Below are 15055 nucleotides of genomic sequence, written 5' to 3' on the forward strand. Positions count from 1 at the left end.
AGTGCACGCGGGCGCGGTCGTCAAATCGTCGATGTCACTTCTTGAAGCGTTCGGTCAGGGCGTCGGCCACCACCGGATGGACGAACTTGGTGATGTCGCCACCCAGTGCCGCGATTTCCCGGACCAGGGTCGAGGAAATGAACGAATAGCGCTCCGAAGGCGTCAGGAACAGGCTTTCGACGTCGGGCGCGAGCTGACGGTTCATGTTCGCCAGCTGGAATTCGTACTCGAAGTCGGAGACCGCCCGCAGGCCGCGCAGGAATACATTGGCCTGTTGTTCCTTGGCGAAGTGCGCCAGCAACGAGGAAAAGCCGATGACCTCGACATTGGGCAGGTGCTTGGTGACCTCGCGAGCCAGTTCCACCCGTTGCTCCAGCGGGAACAGCGGGTTTTTCTTCGGGCTGGCGGCAACCGCAATGATCACCTGGTCGAACAGCCGCGAGGCACGCTCGACCAGATCGCCATGGCCCTTGGTAATAGGGTCGAAAGTACCTGGGTACAACACTCGGTTCATCGCGTCGTCCTGGCAGGAGTGCGTTGGGGAGTCGGATGGTATCGCAGCAGTGGCGGTCGGCCAAGTCGCCCGCGCATGCTGAAGGCACTATAGACAGTGAGCCCAATTGTTGTCATCTACCGGAAACCAGCCGCTCGATCAGGCCATCGGTGAGCCTTGCCGTAAGGCCGTACACCGATAACTGCGGGTTGGCACCGATGCTGGTGGGAAACAATGAGCCGTCGTGGATCGACAGGTTCTCCAATTGATGATGGCGTCCCAGGCTGTCGCAGACCGCCTGGCGCGGGTCTTCGCCCATGGCGCAGCCGCCCATGACATGGGCGCTGCCCAGGCGGGTGCGGAATAGCTCCAGGCTCAGGCCGTCGATCATCTGCCGCGCTTCGCCCAGGGACTTAACGTAACGGCCGTCGCTGTGCAGCGGCAACACTGCTTCGGCGCCGGCGGCGAACTGGATCTCGGCCATGCTGTGGAAGGCGCGGCGCACGCCGTCCCAGGCATAGGCCGAGACCGGGTAATCGAGCACCGGCGAGCCGTCGCCGCGCAGTTGGACCTGGCCGCCGGTGCTCTGCGGGTGAAAACCGTCACGCAACAGGGCGAGCATCATGTGGGTCTGTGGCAGTTGCTCCATGCGCAGGGCATTGTCGCGACCGAAACCTCCGAGCAGGGTGCTGGCCAGTGCAGGTTGCAGCGGCGGCACTTCGAGTTTGTAGCCGATCGGCCCGGTGACGCCGTCGCGCCACTGGAAATGGTCGGAGTAGATCGACTGCGGGGCGCCGTAGAACGGGTTGACCTTGTCCTTGAACAGGCCGGCGCTGAAGTTCACCAGGTGCAGAAAGGTCCGCTTGCCCAGGCGTTCATGGGGGTCCGGGGCGTCGGAGCGCAGCAGCAGGGCGGGGCTGTTGATGCCGCCGCCGGCGAGCACGTAATGCCGCGCCTTGACCTGGATGGTGCGTCCGGTGGGGTTCACGCAGCGGGCATCCATGGCCTGGCATTGCAGGCTGCTGATGCGCTCGCCGTCGTGGACCAGCCGCTCGGCACGGGCCAGATAGAGTAACTCGCCGCCTTTTTCCAAGGTGGCGGGAATGGTGGTCACCAGCATCGACTGCTTGGCGTTGACCGGGCAACCCATGCCGCAGTACCCCAGGTTCCAGCAGCCGCGCACGTTGCGCGGAATGACCTTCCAGCTGTAGCCGAGGGCTTCGCAGCCGCGCTTGAGTGCTTCGTTGTTGGCGTTGGGCGGCATGATCCAGGGCGCGATGCCCAGGCGCTGTTCCATGCGCTCGAACCAGGGCGCCAGTTCGGCGCTGCTCAGGCCCTTGACCCCGTGCTCGCTGGCCCAGTGTTGCAGGGTCGGCTCGGGAGTGCGAAAGCTCGAGGTCCAGTTGATCAGGGTGGTGCCGCCCACCGCGCGGCCCTGGAGGATGGTGATGGCGCCATCCTTGCTCATGCGGCCGATGCCTTCCTGGTACAGGCTGGCGTAGGCCTCGTCTTCGAGCAGGTGGAAGTCGCTGCTGGTCTTGAGTGGGCCTTCTTCGATGAGCAGCACCTTGAAGCCGGCGGCGCTGAGCAGTTCGGCACTGGTGGCGCCGCCGGCGCCGCTGCCGATGATGGCGATATCGGTTTCCAGGGTCAGGTCCTGGTCCAGGCGCGAGGCATCGCGGGCTTTCCAGCCGCGGGCAAGGCCTTCGCGAAACAGGTCGGGTACGGGCATCTTCAGCCTCTTGTATTTATGCAGGGGTCAGACTTTGGGAGGGCCGGGGTAGCCGCACTGGGCCCAGGATTCGGGCATCTCGTACCAGGCCATCTGCAGCAGTTGCAGCAATGAGGCATGGCCCATGCGCAGCAGATTCAGCGAACTGCTTTCCCAGCGCCGTAGAAAGGCCTGGATCTGCTCACTGCTGGCGCCCTCCCAGCTGCCCCAGATACCGGTCAAGGGGCCACGGGTTACCGGCAGGGCCAGCACATCGAACAGCTGTCGGGTCAGCTTGAGCATGGCTGGCGACAGGCTGGCGAGCTTGTTGTCCAGCCGCTGCAGCAGCGCTTCACGGCTGTCAGCGGCGGCGGTGCCGGCGAGGATCACCGGAATCAGGGCATGGAGGATCGGCAGATCCCCCTCGCGCAGGGTCAGGAAACCATGGGCAGGCGACTGCGCCGAACAGCCGCTGAGGCTGGCGCCCAACCCGGCGGTGGCCAGGAAGGCGCTGGCGCCGAGGCTGAACTTGAGCAGCCCGCGGCGGCTCAGGGCGGGTGTTGCTGGCAGGCTTGTGGTCATTGTTGTTTTGCCTGGTTGTGGGACTAGCGAATGAACAGTTTGTACACCAGCTTGAGCAGCGACTTGCCGTAGGGTGGGTAGATCAGCCGGGCAGCGTTGAAGCGCTGCTTGGCGAACACCGCCTTGGCCTTGCTGAAGGTCAGGAAACCTTCGTGGCCGTGGTAGTGGCCCATGCCCGAAGGGCCGACACCGCCGAATGGCAGGTCATCCTGGGCCACATGCAGCAAGGTGTCGTTGAGGCAGACGCCGCCGGAGTGGGTTTGCTCCAGCACCTTGTGCTGCTCGGCGCGGTCGTAGCCGAAGTAATAGAGCGCCAGGGGCCGTGGGCGCTGGTTGATGTAGGCAAGCGCTTCATCGAGACGGTCATAGGGCACCAGCGGCAACAGCGGGCCGAAGATTTCGTCCTGCATCACGCGCATCTGGTCGTTGACCTGCAACAGCAGGTGAGGCGGCAGGCGGCGGCCCTGACGTGCTTCCTGCGGGTACAGGTCGATGATCCTGGCGCCTTTGTCGCGGGCATCGGCCAGGTAACCTTCCAGGCGCGCCAGGTGGCGCGGATTGATGATCGCGCTGTAGTCCGGGTTGTCCGCCAGGGTCGGGTAGAAGCGATGCACCGCGCTTTGGTAGGCGGCGGCGAAGTCGTCCAGGCGCTCACGTGGCACCAGCACATAGTCGGGCGCCACGCAGGTCTGCCCGGCATTGAGGGTCTTGCCGAAGGCGATGCGTTCGGCGGCGTCGGCCAGGGGCACGCTGGTCGAGACGATGGCCGGCGATTTGCCGCCCAACTCCAAGGTCACGGGTGTGAGGTTCTGTGCCGCGGCCAGCATCACATGCCGGCCGATGCTGGTGGCGCCGGTGAACAGCAGGTGATCGAACGGCAGGCGCGAGAAGGCTTCACCGACGTCGGCCTCGCCGAGCGCCACGCTGACCAGGTCTTCGGGAAACACCGAGGCCAGCAGTCGCTTGAGCAGCAGGCCGGTGGCCGGCGTCGCCTCACTGAGCTTGAGCATGACCCGGTTGCCGGCGGCCAGGGCGCAGGTCAATGGGCCGATGGCGAGGAACAGCGGGTAGTTCCACGGCACGATGACCCCGACCACGCCCAGGGGCTGGTAGAGCACCTTGGCACTGGCCGGCTGGAACGCCAGGCCGACCTTGCGTGGCGAGGCTTTCATCCACTTTTTAAGGTGGCGTTCGGCATGCTGCAGGCCCTGCACGCTGGGCATCAGTTCGGCCAGGCGGGTTTCGTCGGCGCTGCGGCCGCTGAAGTCTTCGCCGATGGCTGCGATCAGGGCATCCTGTTGCGTGACCAGCAGCTGGCGCAGGTTTTTGAGCCATTGCAGGCGCTGTGCGGCCGGTGGCATGGGATTGCCGGCAAAGGCCTGGCGCTGGGCATTGAACTGCCCGGTCAGGTCATCGAGGGCGGTGGGCGGCAAAAGACGAGCAGCATCGGCGGACATGCGAAACTCCACGGCAGGTTTTCTAGAGCTTATACTCTAATATTGTCCTTGTGCGACTCTTTTTTGATGACGGGCAGGTACATCCGGTTTCCGATAACCGTAAGATGGACCTATTCATTCAAGCTCGACATCCGGAACCGATCATGGCCCCGCGTATCAAGACCCGCGAGCGCATCGTGCAGAACAGCCTGGAACTGTTCAATCAACAGGGCGAGCGCAGTGTCAGTACCAACCACATCGCCGCCCACATGGAGATTTCCCCGGGCAATCTCTACTACCACTTCGCCAACAAGCAGGAAATCATCGCCGTGCTCTTCACCCAGTACGAAGAGCTGGTGGAAAGCTTCCTGCGCCCGCCCCAGGGGCGGCTGTCGACCGTTGAAGACAAGCGCTTCTACCTCAAGGCGTTGCTGGCGGCGATGTGGAACTACCGCTTCCTGCACCGCGATCTCGAACACCTGCTCGACAGCGACAAGGAACTGGCCGCCCGCTACCGGCGCTTTTCCCAGCGCTGCCTGATCCAGGGCCAGGCTATCTACAGAGGATTCGTCGAAGCGGGCATCGTGCAGATGGATGCTGTGCAGATCGAGTCGCTGACCCTCAATGCCTGGATCGTGCTGACCTCCTGGGTGCGTTTTTTGTGCACTACCCGGGAAAACTCGGCGCACCTGAGTGAGGATGCGATCAAACGGGGCATCTACCAGGTGCTGGTGCTGGAGCTCGGCTTTGTCACTGCCAAGGCCCGCCCGGCGGTGGATGCGCTGTGCCAGGAATTCTACGTTTCGCTTAACCAGGCACTGGAGCAATAACGCCCAGGCCCGACCCGTTCAACCGTTCAGGAGACTGTCATGCCCGTCGCGCAACTGATCACCGCCCAGCAGCTGTTCGAGCGTCTGGAGACGCCGGCGCTGGTGATTCTCGATTGTCGTTTTGCCCTGGAAGATTTGGATTATGGCCAGCGCAGCTATGCCGGAGGGCATATCGCCGGTGCGCACTTTGCCGACCTGGAGCGTGACCTCAGCGGTCCGATCGTCAAGGGTGTGACCGGGCGCCATCCGCTGCCGGATGCACAGCGGCTGGTGGAAAAGCTGCGGACCTGGGGCATCGACAATGACAGCGAGGTGGTGTTGTACGACGATGGCACCGGCGCTTTTGCCGCTCGAGCCTGGTGGCTGCTGGCCTGGCTGGGCAAGCGCAGTGGCGTCTTCATTCTCGATGGCGGCTTGAAAGCCTGGCACGCGGCAGGACTGCCTCTGAGCCTGGACTCGCCACCCAAACGCGAAGGCAGCTTCAAGGGTGAGCCGGACATGGGCCTGGTGATCGACGCCGAACAACTGGCCAAGCGTCTGGGCGAGCCGGACCTGACCCTGATCGATGCGCGCGGCTTGCCGCGTTTTCGCGGTGAAGTGGAACCCATCGACCCGGTGGCCGGGCATATCCCGGGGGCGCAGTGCGCGGCGTTTACCGACAACCTGGGGGCTGATGGCCGGTTTCTGCCTGCCGACCAACTCAAGCAGCGGTTCGCACAGCAACTGGGCAAGCGCGCGCCTGAACAGCTGGTTGCTTACTGTGGTTCCGGCGTGACGGCCTGCCATAACCTCTTCGCCCTGTCACTGGCAGGCTATCCACTGGGCACGCTGTATGCGGGTTCGTGGAGCGAGTGGATCACCAACCCGCAGCGCCAGGTGGCCACCGGCGACTAACGTGTGGGAGCGGCGGTGCCGGGCGGTTGTTACAGGGAGCCTGCCAACCACTGCGGGATACGCCGCTCCAGGTAATAACCAGGGTTGTGCAGGCTGCCATCGACAAAGCCGACATGGCCACCGCGGGCATGCAGTTCAAAGGTGGTGCCCACGGCCAGTTCGCTGGCCACCGGCAGGCTGTGGCTGAACACGAAGGGGTCGTCGCTGGCGTGGATGATCAGCGTCGGTGTGCGGTTCTCGCCGAGAAAGTAGCGGCTCGATGCCCGTCGGTAGTAATCCTTGGCATCGGCAAAGCCATTGAGCGGCGCGGTCACCCGGCCGTCGAAGTCCCAGAAGGTGCGCAAGTTCTCCAGCGGCCCGAGTCGTTCCAGCGCCGCCAGCCCCTCATGGTGGCCGTGGTGCTGGAAATGCCGCTGCTTGTCCTTCACGTAGGTCAGCATGGCGCGCATGAAGTGCGCCTGGTAGACCCGCGAGAAGCCCAGGCCGATGCGGTCGGCGCACTGGTCCAGGCGAAAGGGCACCGATACCGCCACTGCAGCCTGCAACTGGCTTGCCGAACCGACTTCCCCCAGGTGCTTGAGCAGCACGTTGCCCCCCAATGAGTAACCCACGGCATACAGCGGTGCCTGCGGGCGGCTGGCGCGCAGGTGAGCGATGGCTTCGGCCAGGTCTTCGCTGGCGCCGGAGTGGTAGCTGCGCGGCAGCAGGTTCGGCTCGCCCGAGCAGCCGCGCCAGTTCAGCGCCACGCTGGCCCAGCCGCGGTTTGCCAGCGCTTGCTGCAAGCCCAGGACATAGGGGGAGCTGGACGACCCGGTCAGGCCATGGAGCACCAGCACCAGCGGGGTAGCGGCTTCGTGAGGGCCATGCCAGTCCAGGTCGAGGAAGTCGCCATCGGCCAGCCACAGGCGTTCACGCTGGCGATCCAGGTGGGTCAACTTGCGCCACAGCGGTCCCCATAGCGTTTGCAGGTGCGGATTGCCCAGCCCCAGGGCGGGTTTGAAGGGGCTGGGCGGCAAACGGGACATCGGAGGTATCTCTTGAAAAGTGCGCAACGGTTGTCTTCAAGTGTAATGCCCGTTGCGCGTTTGTGCTGGGCTTCAGCCGCGTTGCCAGAGCGCGTAATACACCTGGCCGGCCTTCTTTTCCCGGTGCAGGCGCCAGTTGCCCGGCAGCTGCAGGGTCGAGGGCGGGGTTTCGCTCTCGGTGTAGATCCAGGCATTGGCGGTCAGCCACTGCCGCTCTTCGAGCAGGTTGCAGGTGGTGGGCAGCAGGTCCTGGTGGAACGGCGGATCGAGGAACACCAGGTCGAAGGCCAGCTTCGGCTCGCCCTGCAGGTAGCGCTGGGCATCACTGTGGATCACCTGGCCGCGAGGGCAGCGCAGGGTTTCCAGGTTTTGCCGCAGGCTGGCGATGGCCGCAGGGTTGCTGTCCAGGGCCACGGCCTCGGCGGCGCCACGGGAGAGCGCCTCCAGGTACAGCGCGCCGCTGCCGGTATAGGCATCGAGCACCTTGGCGCCTTCGATGTGCGGGGCCAGCCAATTGAACAGGGTTTCGCGCACCCGGTCCGGCGTCGGGCGCAGGCCGGGGGCGTCAGGGAAGCTCAGGCGGCGGCTGCGCCACTCGCCGGCGATGATGCGCAGCTGGCCCTGGCCGTTATGGGGCCGGGCCGATTTTGCAGAGGGACTGGCCATTAATGCTCCGGTACGCCAAGCGGTTGCTCGGCGGGTTTGTCGGTGGGCGGTGGCAGCGGTTGCTGGGCCACTGTTGGGCCGGCGGTGACGATCACCATCTTGTCCGCGGCCAGGTGCTTGTTCATGGCGGTCTTGACCTGTTCGATGGTCAAGGCCTGGGATTGCTGCATGTAGTCTTCCAGCCAGGTCAGCGGCAGATTGTAGAAGCCGATGGCGCCCAGCTGGCCGACGATGCTGGCATTGCTGGCGTTGGACAGCGGGAAGCTGCCGGCCAGCTCACGCTTGGCATCATCCAGCTCCTGCTGGCTCGGGCCGGTCTTGAGGTAGTCGGCGAGAATGTCCTGGACCAGCTTGAGGGTGCCTTCGCTGAGTTCGGCACGGGTCTGCAGGTTGATCATGAACGGGCCACGCACCTGCATTGGGCTGAACATCGAGTACACGCCGTAGGTCAGGCCACGTTTTTCACGCACTTCGCTCATCAGACGGGTGCCGAAGGAGCCACCGCCGAGAATCACGTTGCCCAGCGCCAGGGCCGCGTAGTCTGGGTCGTTACGGTCGATGCCCAGTTGCGCCAGCATCAGGTGGGTCTGCTTGGACGGGAAGTCGATGTGCGTGGTGCCGGGCTTGGGTGCCTCGGGCTGGGCCACCTTGGCCAGTGCCGGGCCCTTGGGCAGCGCTGCCGAGACCTGGGCGGCAATGGCCTCGGCCTCGCTGCGGCTCAGGTCGCCGACCAGGGCGATGACCGCGTTACCTGCGGCGTAGGCCTTGGCATGGAAGGCGTGCAGCTGTTCCAGGCTGATCGGCGGAATGCTCTTGGCATTGCCATCGCTCGGGTGGGCATAGGGGTGCTTGCCGTACAACTGTTCGAACAGGGCAATGCTGGCCAGCTTGCCCGGGTTCTGCTTCTGGTACTCGAAACCGGCCAGCATCTGGTTCTTGATGCGCTCCAGGGCGTCCTTCGGGAAGGTCGGCTTGCCAACCACTTCGGCGAACAGCTTGAGTGCCGGCTCGCGCTTGTCGGCCGCGCTCAGGCTACGCAGGGTAGCCACGGCCATGTCGCGGTAGGCGCCGTTGCCGAAGTCGGCGCCGAGGCCTTCGAAGCCCTCGGCGATAGCGGTGACGTCCTTGCCGGCCACACCTTCGTTGAGCATGGCGTTGGTCAGGGTCGCCAGGCCCGGCGCGTCACCGTCCTGGCTGCTGCCGGCGGCAAAGGTCAGGCGCAGGTCGAACATCGGCAGTTCGCGGGCTTCGACGAACAGCACCCGGGCGCCTTCGGCGGTGTTCCAGGTCTGGATGTTCAGTTGCCGGCGGCTCGGAGCCTTGCCGTCCAGCTCGGCCAGCGACTGCAGGGTGTTGGCCGGTCTGGCGGCAGCGCTGGCGGCCGGTTTGGCGGCGTCGTCCGACTGGGCGGGTTTGGGCAGGACGAATGCCAGCCCGGCGACCAGCGCCAGGATACCGAGGCCGATCAGGGTGTAGCGGGGTGCGTTGCGTTCACTCATGAGCGGTCTCCTCGGGCAGTACGTGGGCAACGCTCAGGCGTTCACGGGTGAAATAGGTGCGCGCGGCCTTCTGGATATCCGCCGGGATGACGCTTTTGAGTTCGTCCAGCTCGCTGTCGATCAGCTTCCACGACAGGCCGACGGTCTCCAGCATGCCGATGGCGGTGGCCTGGCTGCTGATGGAGTCGCGGTCATAGACCAGCCCGGCGATCACCTGGGCTCGCACCCGCTCGAGCTCTTCAGCCGATGGCGGGGTGGTCTTGAGTTCGTCGAGCAGCTTCCAGATGCCGCTTTCGACTTCGGCCAGGGTCTTGTGCTTTTGCTGGTTCGGCGTGGCCGAGATGACGAACAGGCTGTCGCCGCGGGTGAACGGGTTGTAGTTGGACGAGGCTGCGGAGACCAGCTCCTGGCCACGCTCCAGGCGGCTCGGCAGGCGAGCGCTGTAGCCGCCATCGAGCAGGGCCGCGATCAGGCGCAGGGCATGCACGGTGCGCGGGTCCTTGGCGGTGGCCAGGCCCGGGGTGTTGAAACCGTAGATCAGGCTCGGCAACTGGGTGCGAACATGCAGGGTGGTTTCCCGCAGGCCCGGGGTGGCCAGCTCCATCGGCAGCTTGGCCGGTGGGATCGCGCGCTTGGGAATGGCGCCGAAGAAGCGCTGGGCCAGGCCCTTGACCTCGTCGGGGGTGACGTCGCCGACCACCACCAGGGTGGCGTTGTTGGGCGCGTACCAGGATTCGTACCAATGGCGCAGCTCCTCGACCTTCATGCGATTGAGGTCGGCCATCCAGCCGATGGTCGGGGTGCGGTAACTGCTGGCCGGGAAGGCCATGGCGCTGAACAGTTCGAAGGCCTTGGCGTTGGGCTGATCGTCGGTGCGCAGGCGGCGCTCTTCCTTGATCACTTCGATCTCGCGGCTGAATTCGTCGGCCGGCAGGCGCAGGCTGGCCATGCGGTCGGCTTCGAGCTCCAGGGCGACCGGCAGGCGGTCGCGGGCCAGGACCTGGTAATAGGCGGTGTAGTCGTCGCTGGTGAAGGCGTTCTCTTCGGCCCCCAGGTCACGCAGGATGCGCGAGGCTTCGCCGGGGCCGAGCTTCTCGCTGCCCTTGAACATCATGTGCTCCAGGGCATGGGACAGGCCGGTCTGGCCTGGGGACTCGTAGGTGGAGCCCACCTTGTACCAGATCTGCGAGACCACCACCGGCGCCCGGTGGTCCTCGCGCACCACGACTTTGAGGCCGTTGTCGAGAATGAACTCGTGGGTGGGTTGCTGATCGGCGGCAAAGGCGGCGAACGGCAGACAAACTGTGCTGAGCAACAGGCCAGCGGCGCGGCGGGCTAGAGCATTCATACGTTGTTTAACCTGTAGGACTGCCCGCGTGGTCTTAGCGTCAGCGGGCTAGGAGGTGCTAGGATACTGATCCGGTTGCCTGACGACCATGCCTGTGGTGGATCTGACCCGCAGGCTTCATGACAAAATGCTGCGCATGAACGAGCCGGATTAAAAGTAGTCTGTTCTGCGTTAAAAGAATTTTCGAGGCGCCGCAGTGGCGCATCGCTACCCTGAGATAGCCGTCTTCCATGTTTGGTTCCAACGACGACAAAAAGACGCCGGCCGCGGCTGGTGAAAAGAAAGGCCTGTTCAGCTGGCTGCGCAAAAAGCCCCAGCAACCGGTAGCCGAGCAGCCGCAAGCCCCTGCACCGATCGAGCCGCAGCAGCCGGCTGCGCCCGCCGGCGAAGCCCCGGCCACCGTTGCTCCGGTGGATGGCGCGTCCGTACTTGCCGCCGCGCCAGCACCTGTTCATGTTGCGCCGCCGGTCGCCCCGGTCGAACCGCCGCCGGTGCCGTCCGTCGGCCTGGTTCTGCCCGTGCCTGAAGAACCGGTCGCCCTGGTCGCAGATCTCGAACCGCATAGCCCGCCGCCGATTCCCGAGCGCCCGGCGCCTGTTACCCAGCCTCCGGTCGTTCCTGCACCGGTTGTCGCGCAGCCTGAGCCGGTGGTGGCACCCGTCGTCCAGCCTCCGGTCGTACCTGTGTCGGTTGTCGCCCAGCCTGAGCCGGTGGTGGTGCCTGTCGTCCAGCCTCCGGTAGCGCCTGCGCCGATTGCCACCCAGCCTGAACCGGTTGTGGCTCCGGTCGTCACCCCCGAACCTGCTCCAGTAGCTCCAGTAGCTCCAGTAGCTCCAGTAGCTCCAGTAGCTCCAGTAGCTCCAGTAGCTCCAGTAGCTCCAGTAGCTCCAGTAGCTCCAGTAGCCACAGTCGCGCCTGTCGAGGCTCCAGCCCCGGCCCCTGTCGAAGACAGCAAGGTCGGTTTCTTCGCCCGTCTCAAACAGGGCCTGTCCAAGACCAGTGCCAGCATCGGCGAAGGCATGGCCAGCCTGTTCCTGGGCAAGAAGGCCATCGACGACGACCTGCTCGACGAGATCGAAACCCGCCTGCTGACCGCCGACGTCGGCGTCGAGGCCACCTCGGTGATCGTCCAGAGCCTGACCCAGAAGGTCGCGCGCAAGCAGTTGGCCGATAGCGACGCGCTGTACAAATCCCTGCAAGGCGAACTGGCCGACCTGCTCAAGCCGGTCGAACAGCCGCTGCGCATCCAGTCCCAGGGCAAGCCGTTCGTGATCCTGGTGGTTGGCGTCAACGGCGCCGGCAAGACCACCACCATCGGCAAGCTGGCGAAGAAAATGCAGCTTGAAGGCAAGAAAGTCATGCTGGCCGCCGGTGACACTTTCCGCGCCGCGGCGGTCGAGCAGTTGCAGGTCTGGGGCGAGCGCAACCAGATCCCGGTCATCGCCCAGCACACCGGTGCCGACTCGGCGTCGGTGATCTTCGACGCCGTACAAGCCGCCAAGGCCCGCGGCATCGATGTGCTGATCGCCGACACCGCCGGTCGCCTGCACACCAAAGACAACCTGATGGAAGAGCTGAAGAAGGTGCGCCGGGTGATCGGCAAGCTCGACGCCGATGCACCGCACGAGGTGCTGCTGGTGCTGGACGCCGGCACCGGGCAGAACGCCATCAACCAGGCCAAGCACTTCAACCAGAGCGTCGAACTGACGGGATTGGCCCTGACCAAGCTCGACGGCACTGCCAAGGGCGGGGTGATCTTCGCCCTGGCCAAGCAGTTCGGTTTGCCGATCCGCTATATTGGCGTGGGTGAAGGCATCGATGATCTGCGCACGTTCGAAGCCGAACCCTTCGTGAAAGCACTGTTTGCCGAGCGGGAGCATCCATGATTCGATTCGAACAGGTCGCCAAGCGCTATCCCAATGGTCACGTAGGCCTGCATGAGTTGAGTTTTCGGGTGCGTCGGGGTGAATTCCTGTTCGTCACCGGCCACTCCGGCGCCGGCAAGAGCACCTTGCTGCGCCTGCTGCTGGCCATGGAACGCCCCACCAGCGGCAAACTGCTGCTGGCCGGGCAGGACCTGGGGCAGATCAGCAACGCGCAGATCCCGTTCCTGCGCCGGCAGATCGGCGTGGTGTTCCAGAACCACCAGTTGCTGTTCGACCGCACCGTGTTCAACAACGTCGCCCTGCCGCTGCAGATCCTCGGCCTGTCCAAGGCCGAAGTGGCCAAGCGGGTCGACTCGGCGCTCGAGCGCGTGGCCCTTTCGGACAAGGCCGAGCTGTTTCCCGGCGATCTGTCCACCGGCCAGCAACAGCGCGTGGGCATCGCCCGCGCCATCGTTCACCGCCCGGCCTTGCTGCTGGCGGACGAACCTACCGGTAACCTTGACCCGCGCCTGGCTGCGGAGATCATGGGTGTTTTCGAAGACATCAACCGCCTGGGCACCAGCGTGCTGATCGCCAGCCACGACCTGGCGCTGATCGCGCGCATGCGCCATCGCATGCTGACCCTGCAGCGCGGCCGCTTGATCGGCGACGGGGAGGCCGGGCAATGAGTGCGACACGTAGTCCCAAGGTTTCCGAACGGGTCGCGCCCAAGGCTGCCGATCCTCAACCGGAAAAGAACAAGCGCGGTGGCCATGACGACGATGGCCCGGATTTCCGTACCCTGTTGCACGCCTGGCTGGAAAGTCACCGTTCGAGCCTGCTCGACAGCCTGCGGCGCCTGGGCAAGCAACCGATCGGCAGTTTTTTCACCTGCCTGGTGATGGCTGTGGCCCTGAGCCTGCCCATGGGGCTGTCGCTGCTGCTGAGCAACGTCGAGCGCCTGGGCGGTTCCTGGCAGCGCGCGGCGCAAATTTCCCTATACCTCAAGCTCGATGCCAACAGCCGAGACGGCGAAGCCCTGCGCGAGCAGATCAAGGGTTTGCCGGGCGTGGCCGAGGCCGAGTACGTCAGTCGCGAGAAGGCGCTGGAGGAGTTCCAGCAGCAGTCCGGGCTGGGCGATGCGCTGCGTGAGTTGCCGGAGAACCCGCTGCCCGGCGTGGTCGTGGTGACGCCGGCGGAAGTCGACAAACCGGCCCTTGAAGCCTTGCGCCAGCGCCTCTCGGAGCTGCCCAAGGTGGACGTGGCACAGCTGGACCTGGTGTGGGTCGAGCGTCTGGCGGCGATCCTCAAGCTGGGTGATCGCTTCGTCTTCGGTCTGACCGTCCTGCTGGTTTCGGCGCTGCTTTTGGTAATTGGTAACACAATTCGCCTGCACATCGAAAACCGCCGTACCGAGATCGAGGTGATCAAGCTCGTTGGCGGCACAGACAGCTACGTTCGCCGACCTTTCCTCTATATGGGCGCCTTGTACGGCCTGGGGGCCGGGTTCCTGGCCTGGGGGGTGCTAGCGTTCGGCCTTGATTGGCTGAACGACGCGGTAATCGGGCTTTCCGGCTTGTATGGCAGTGATTTTGCCCTGGCCGGCGTGCCGGCTGCCGATGGTCTGTCACTCTTGCTTGGGGCGGTACTGTTAGGGTATATCGGTGCTTGGATTGCGGTCGCCCGCCATTTGAGCGAGCTTGCACCGCGATAGTGTCTTTTTGCCGGTATTGACTCTTTTCATTTTTAGGGAACTTGTTTCTCGGTTTCCGGTCAATGTTGGCAGTGCCCACGGGCACGAGTTTAGTGAGTCGGAGGTTTTTTCGTATGACCACTTCGTTGCAACCTGCCTATGCCCTGGTTCCCGGTGCCAACCTGGAAGCCTACGTGCACACGGTCAACAGCATTCCCTTGCTGACGCCGGAGCAGGAGCGTGAACTGGCCGAGAGTCTCTACTATGAGCAGAACCTTGAGGCAGCTCGGCAGATGGTGCTTGCCCACCTGCGGTTCGTCGTACATATCGCCCGCAGCTATTCCGGCTACGGGCTGGCCCAGGCCGACCTGATCCAGGAAGGCAATGTCGGCCTGATGAAAGCGGTCAAGCGTTTCAACCCGGAAATGGGCGTGCGCCTGGTGTCCTTTGCCGTGCACTGGATCAAGGCCGAGATCCACGAGTTCATCCTGCGCAACTGGCGCATCGTCAAGGTCGCGACCACCAAGGCCCAGCGCAAGTTGTTCTTCAACCTGCGCAGCCAGAAGAAGCGGCTGGCCTGGCTGAACAACGATGAAGTGCATCGTGTCGCCGAGAGCCTGGGTGTCGAGCCGCGTGAAGTGCGTGAGATGGAAAGTCGCCTGACCGGTCAGGACATGGCCTTCGACCCGGCGTCCGAAGCCGACGACGACAGCGCCTTCCAGTCGCCGGCCAACTACTTGGAAGACCACCGCTACGACCCGGCGCGTCAACTGGAGGATGCCGACTGGAGCGACAACTCCACCAGCAACCTGCATGAAGCCTTGCAGGGTCTGGACGACCGAAGCCGTGACATCCTCTACCAGCGCTGGCTGGCCGAGGAGAAAGCAACGCTGCATGACCTGGCCGAGAAGTACAGCGTGTCCGCCGAGCGGATCCGCCAGTTGGAAAAGAACGCGATGAACAAGGTCAAGGCCCTGATTGCGATCTGAAACCAGCAGCATCGAAAAGCCCCG

Annotated in this window: 14 protein-coding genes; 6 read left to right on the top strand and 8 right to left on the bottom strand. The window is 64.5% G+C overall.

The genetic code is table 11. The features are described 5' to 3' along the window. Positions 1–34: 34 nt before the first annotated feature. The 4 genes from coaD to ACIQUS_RS01775 all read right to left on the bottom strand — a co-directional run bounded on the left by coaD (position 35) and on the right by ACIQUS_RS01775 (position 4243). Positions 35–514: a pantetheine-phosphate adenylyltransferase gene (gene coaD, locus ACIQUS_RS01760; RefSeq protein ID WP_285861335.1), complete on the bottom strand. Its 480-nt coding sequence runs from the start codon at positions 512–514 to the stop codon at positions 35–37. 112 nt (positions 515–626) lie between these two features. Next, the gene (locus tag ACIQUS_RS01765; RefSeq protein ID WP_403042093.1) at positions 627–2225 is read right to left on the bottom strand and encodes a GMC family oxidoreductase N-terminal domain-containing protein; all 1599 of its coding nucleotides are present in this window, start codon (positions 2223–2225) and stop codon (positions 627–629) included. A gap of 27 nt (positions 2226–2252) precedes the next feature. Further along, positions 2253–2786: a twin-arginine translocation pathway signal protein gene (locus ACIQUS_RS01770; protein ID WP_403042096.1), complete on the bottom strand. Its 534-nt coding sequence runs from the start codon at positions 2784–2786 to the stop codon at positions 2253–2255. A gap of 23 nt (positions 2787–2809) precedes the next feature. Beyond that, positions 2810–4243, bottom strand: a complete 1434-nt coding sequence (locus ACIQUS_RS01775) for a coniferyl aldehyde dehydrogenase (RefSeq protein ID WP_403042099.1) — start codon at positions 4241–4243, stop codon at positions 2810–2812. A 143-nt stretch (positions 4244–4386) separates the two neighbouring features. On the opposite strand from ACIQUS_RS01775, the gene ACIQUS_RS01780 reads away from it, so the two are divergent. Continuing rightward, entirely contained in the window at positions 4387–5052 is a 666-nt protein-coding gene (locus tag ACIQUS_RS01780; protein ID WP_403042102.1) for a TetR/AcrR family transcriptional regulator, read from the top strand. A 39-nt stretch (positions 5053–5091) separates the two neighbouring features. Then, on the top strand, positions 5092–5946 hold the full coding sequence (locus ACIQUS_RS01785) for a sulfurtransferase (RefSeq protein WP_403042105.1): 855 nt from the start codon (positions 5092–5094) through the stop codon (positions 5944–5946). A 29-nt stretch (positions 5947–5975) separates the two neighbouring features. Here the strand turns inward: ACIQUS_RS01785 and ACIQUS_RS01790 are convergent, their stop codons facing one another. The 4 genes from ACIQUS_RS01790 to ACIQUS_RS01805 form a co-directional block, all read right to left on the bottom strand. Continuing rightward, positions 5976–6962, bottom strand: coding sequence for a hydrolase (locus tag ACIQUS_RS01790; protein ID WP_403043024.1), 987 nt, complete (start codon positions 6960–6962; stop codon positions 5976–5978). 81 nt (positions 6963–7043) lie between these two features. After that, a complete protein-coding gene (gene rsmD / locus ACIQUS_RS01795) occupies positions 7044–7637 on the bottom strand; it encodes a 16S rRNA (guanine(966)-N(2))-methyltransferase RsmD (protein ID WP_403042108.1) in 594 nt (197 codons plus the stop codon). Next, positions 7637–9136, bottom strand: a complete 1500-nt coding sequence (locus ACIQUS_RS01800; protein WP_403042110.1) for a M16 family metallopeptidase — start codon at positions 9134–9136, stop codon at positions 7637–7639. Before ACIQUS_RS01800 ends, rsmD begins: the two co-directional genes overlap by 1 nt. Continuing rightward, the gene (locus ACIQUS_RS01805; protein ID WP_403042113.1) at positions 9129–10484 is read right to left on the bottom strand and encodes a M16 family metallopeptidase; all 1356 of its coding nucleotides are present in this window, start codon (positions 10482–10484) and stop codon (positions 9129–9131) included. The genes ACIQUS_RS01800 and ACIQUS_RS01805 overlap by 8 nt, the downstream gene beginning before the upstream one ends. Before the next feature lie 230 nt (positions 10485–10714). Here ACIQUS_RS01805 and ftsY point away from each other — a divergent pair, with 230 nt between their 5' ends. From ftsY to rpoH, 4 genes are all read left to right on the top strand, one after another. After that, the gene (ftsY, locus tag ACIQUS_RS01810; RefSeq protein WP_403042117.1) at positions 10715–12370 is read left to right on the top strand and encodes a signal recognition particle-docking protein FtsY; all 1656 of its coding nucleotides are present in this window, start codon (positions 10715–10717) and stop codon (positions 12368–12370) included. Further along, entirely contained in the window at positions 12367–13038 is a 672-nt protein-coding gene (gene ftsE / locus ACIQUS_RS01815) for a cell division ATP-binding protein FtsE (RefSeq protein WP_038615591.1), read from the top strand. Before ftsY ends, ftsE begins: the two co-directional genes overlap by 4 nt. After that, positions 13035–14063: a permease-like cell division protein FtsX gene (gene ftsX, locus ACIQUS_RS01820; RefSeq protein WP_403042123.1), complete on the top strand. Its 1029-nt coding sequence runs from the start codon at positions 13035–13037 to the stop codon at positions 14061–14063. The genes ftsE and ftsX overlap by 4 nt, the downstream gene beginning before the upstream one ends. Before the next feature lie 113 nt (positions 14064–14176). Next, complete coding sequence (rpoH, locus tag ACIQUS_RS01825) at positions 14177–15031, top strand: RNA polymerase sigma factor RpoH (RefSeq protein ID WP_400173707.1); 855 nt, start codon at positions 14177–14179, stop codon at positions 15029–15031. Positions 15032–15055 lie beyond the last annotated feature (24 nt).

Source organism: Pseudomonas sp. NPDC090755, from assembly GCF_044769005.1.
Lineage (GTDB): Bacteria > Pseudomonadota > Gammaproteobacteria > Pseudomonadales > Pseudomonadaceae > Aquipseudomonas.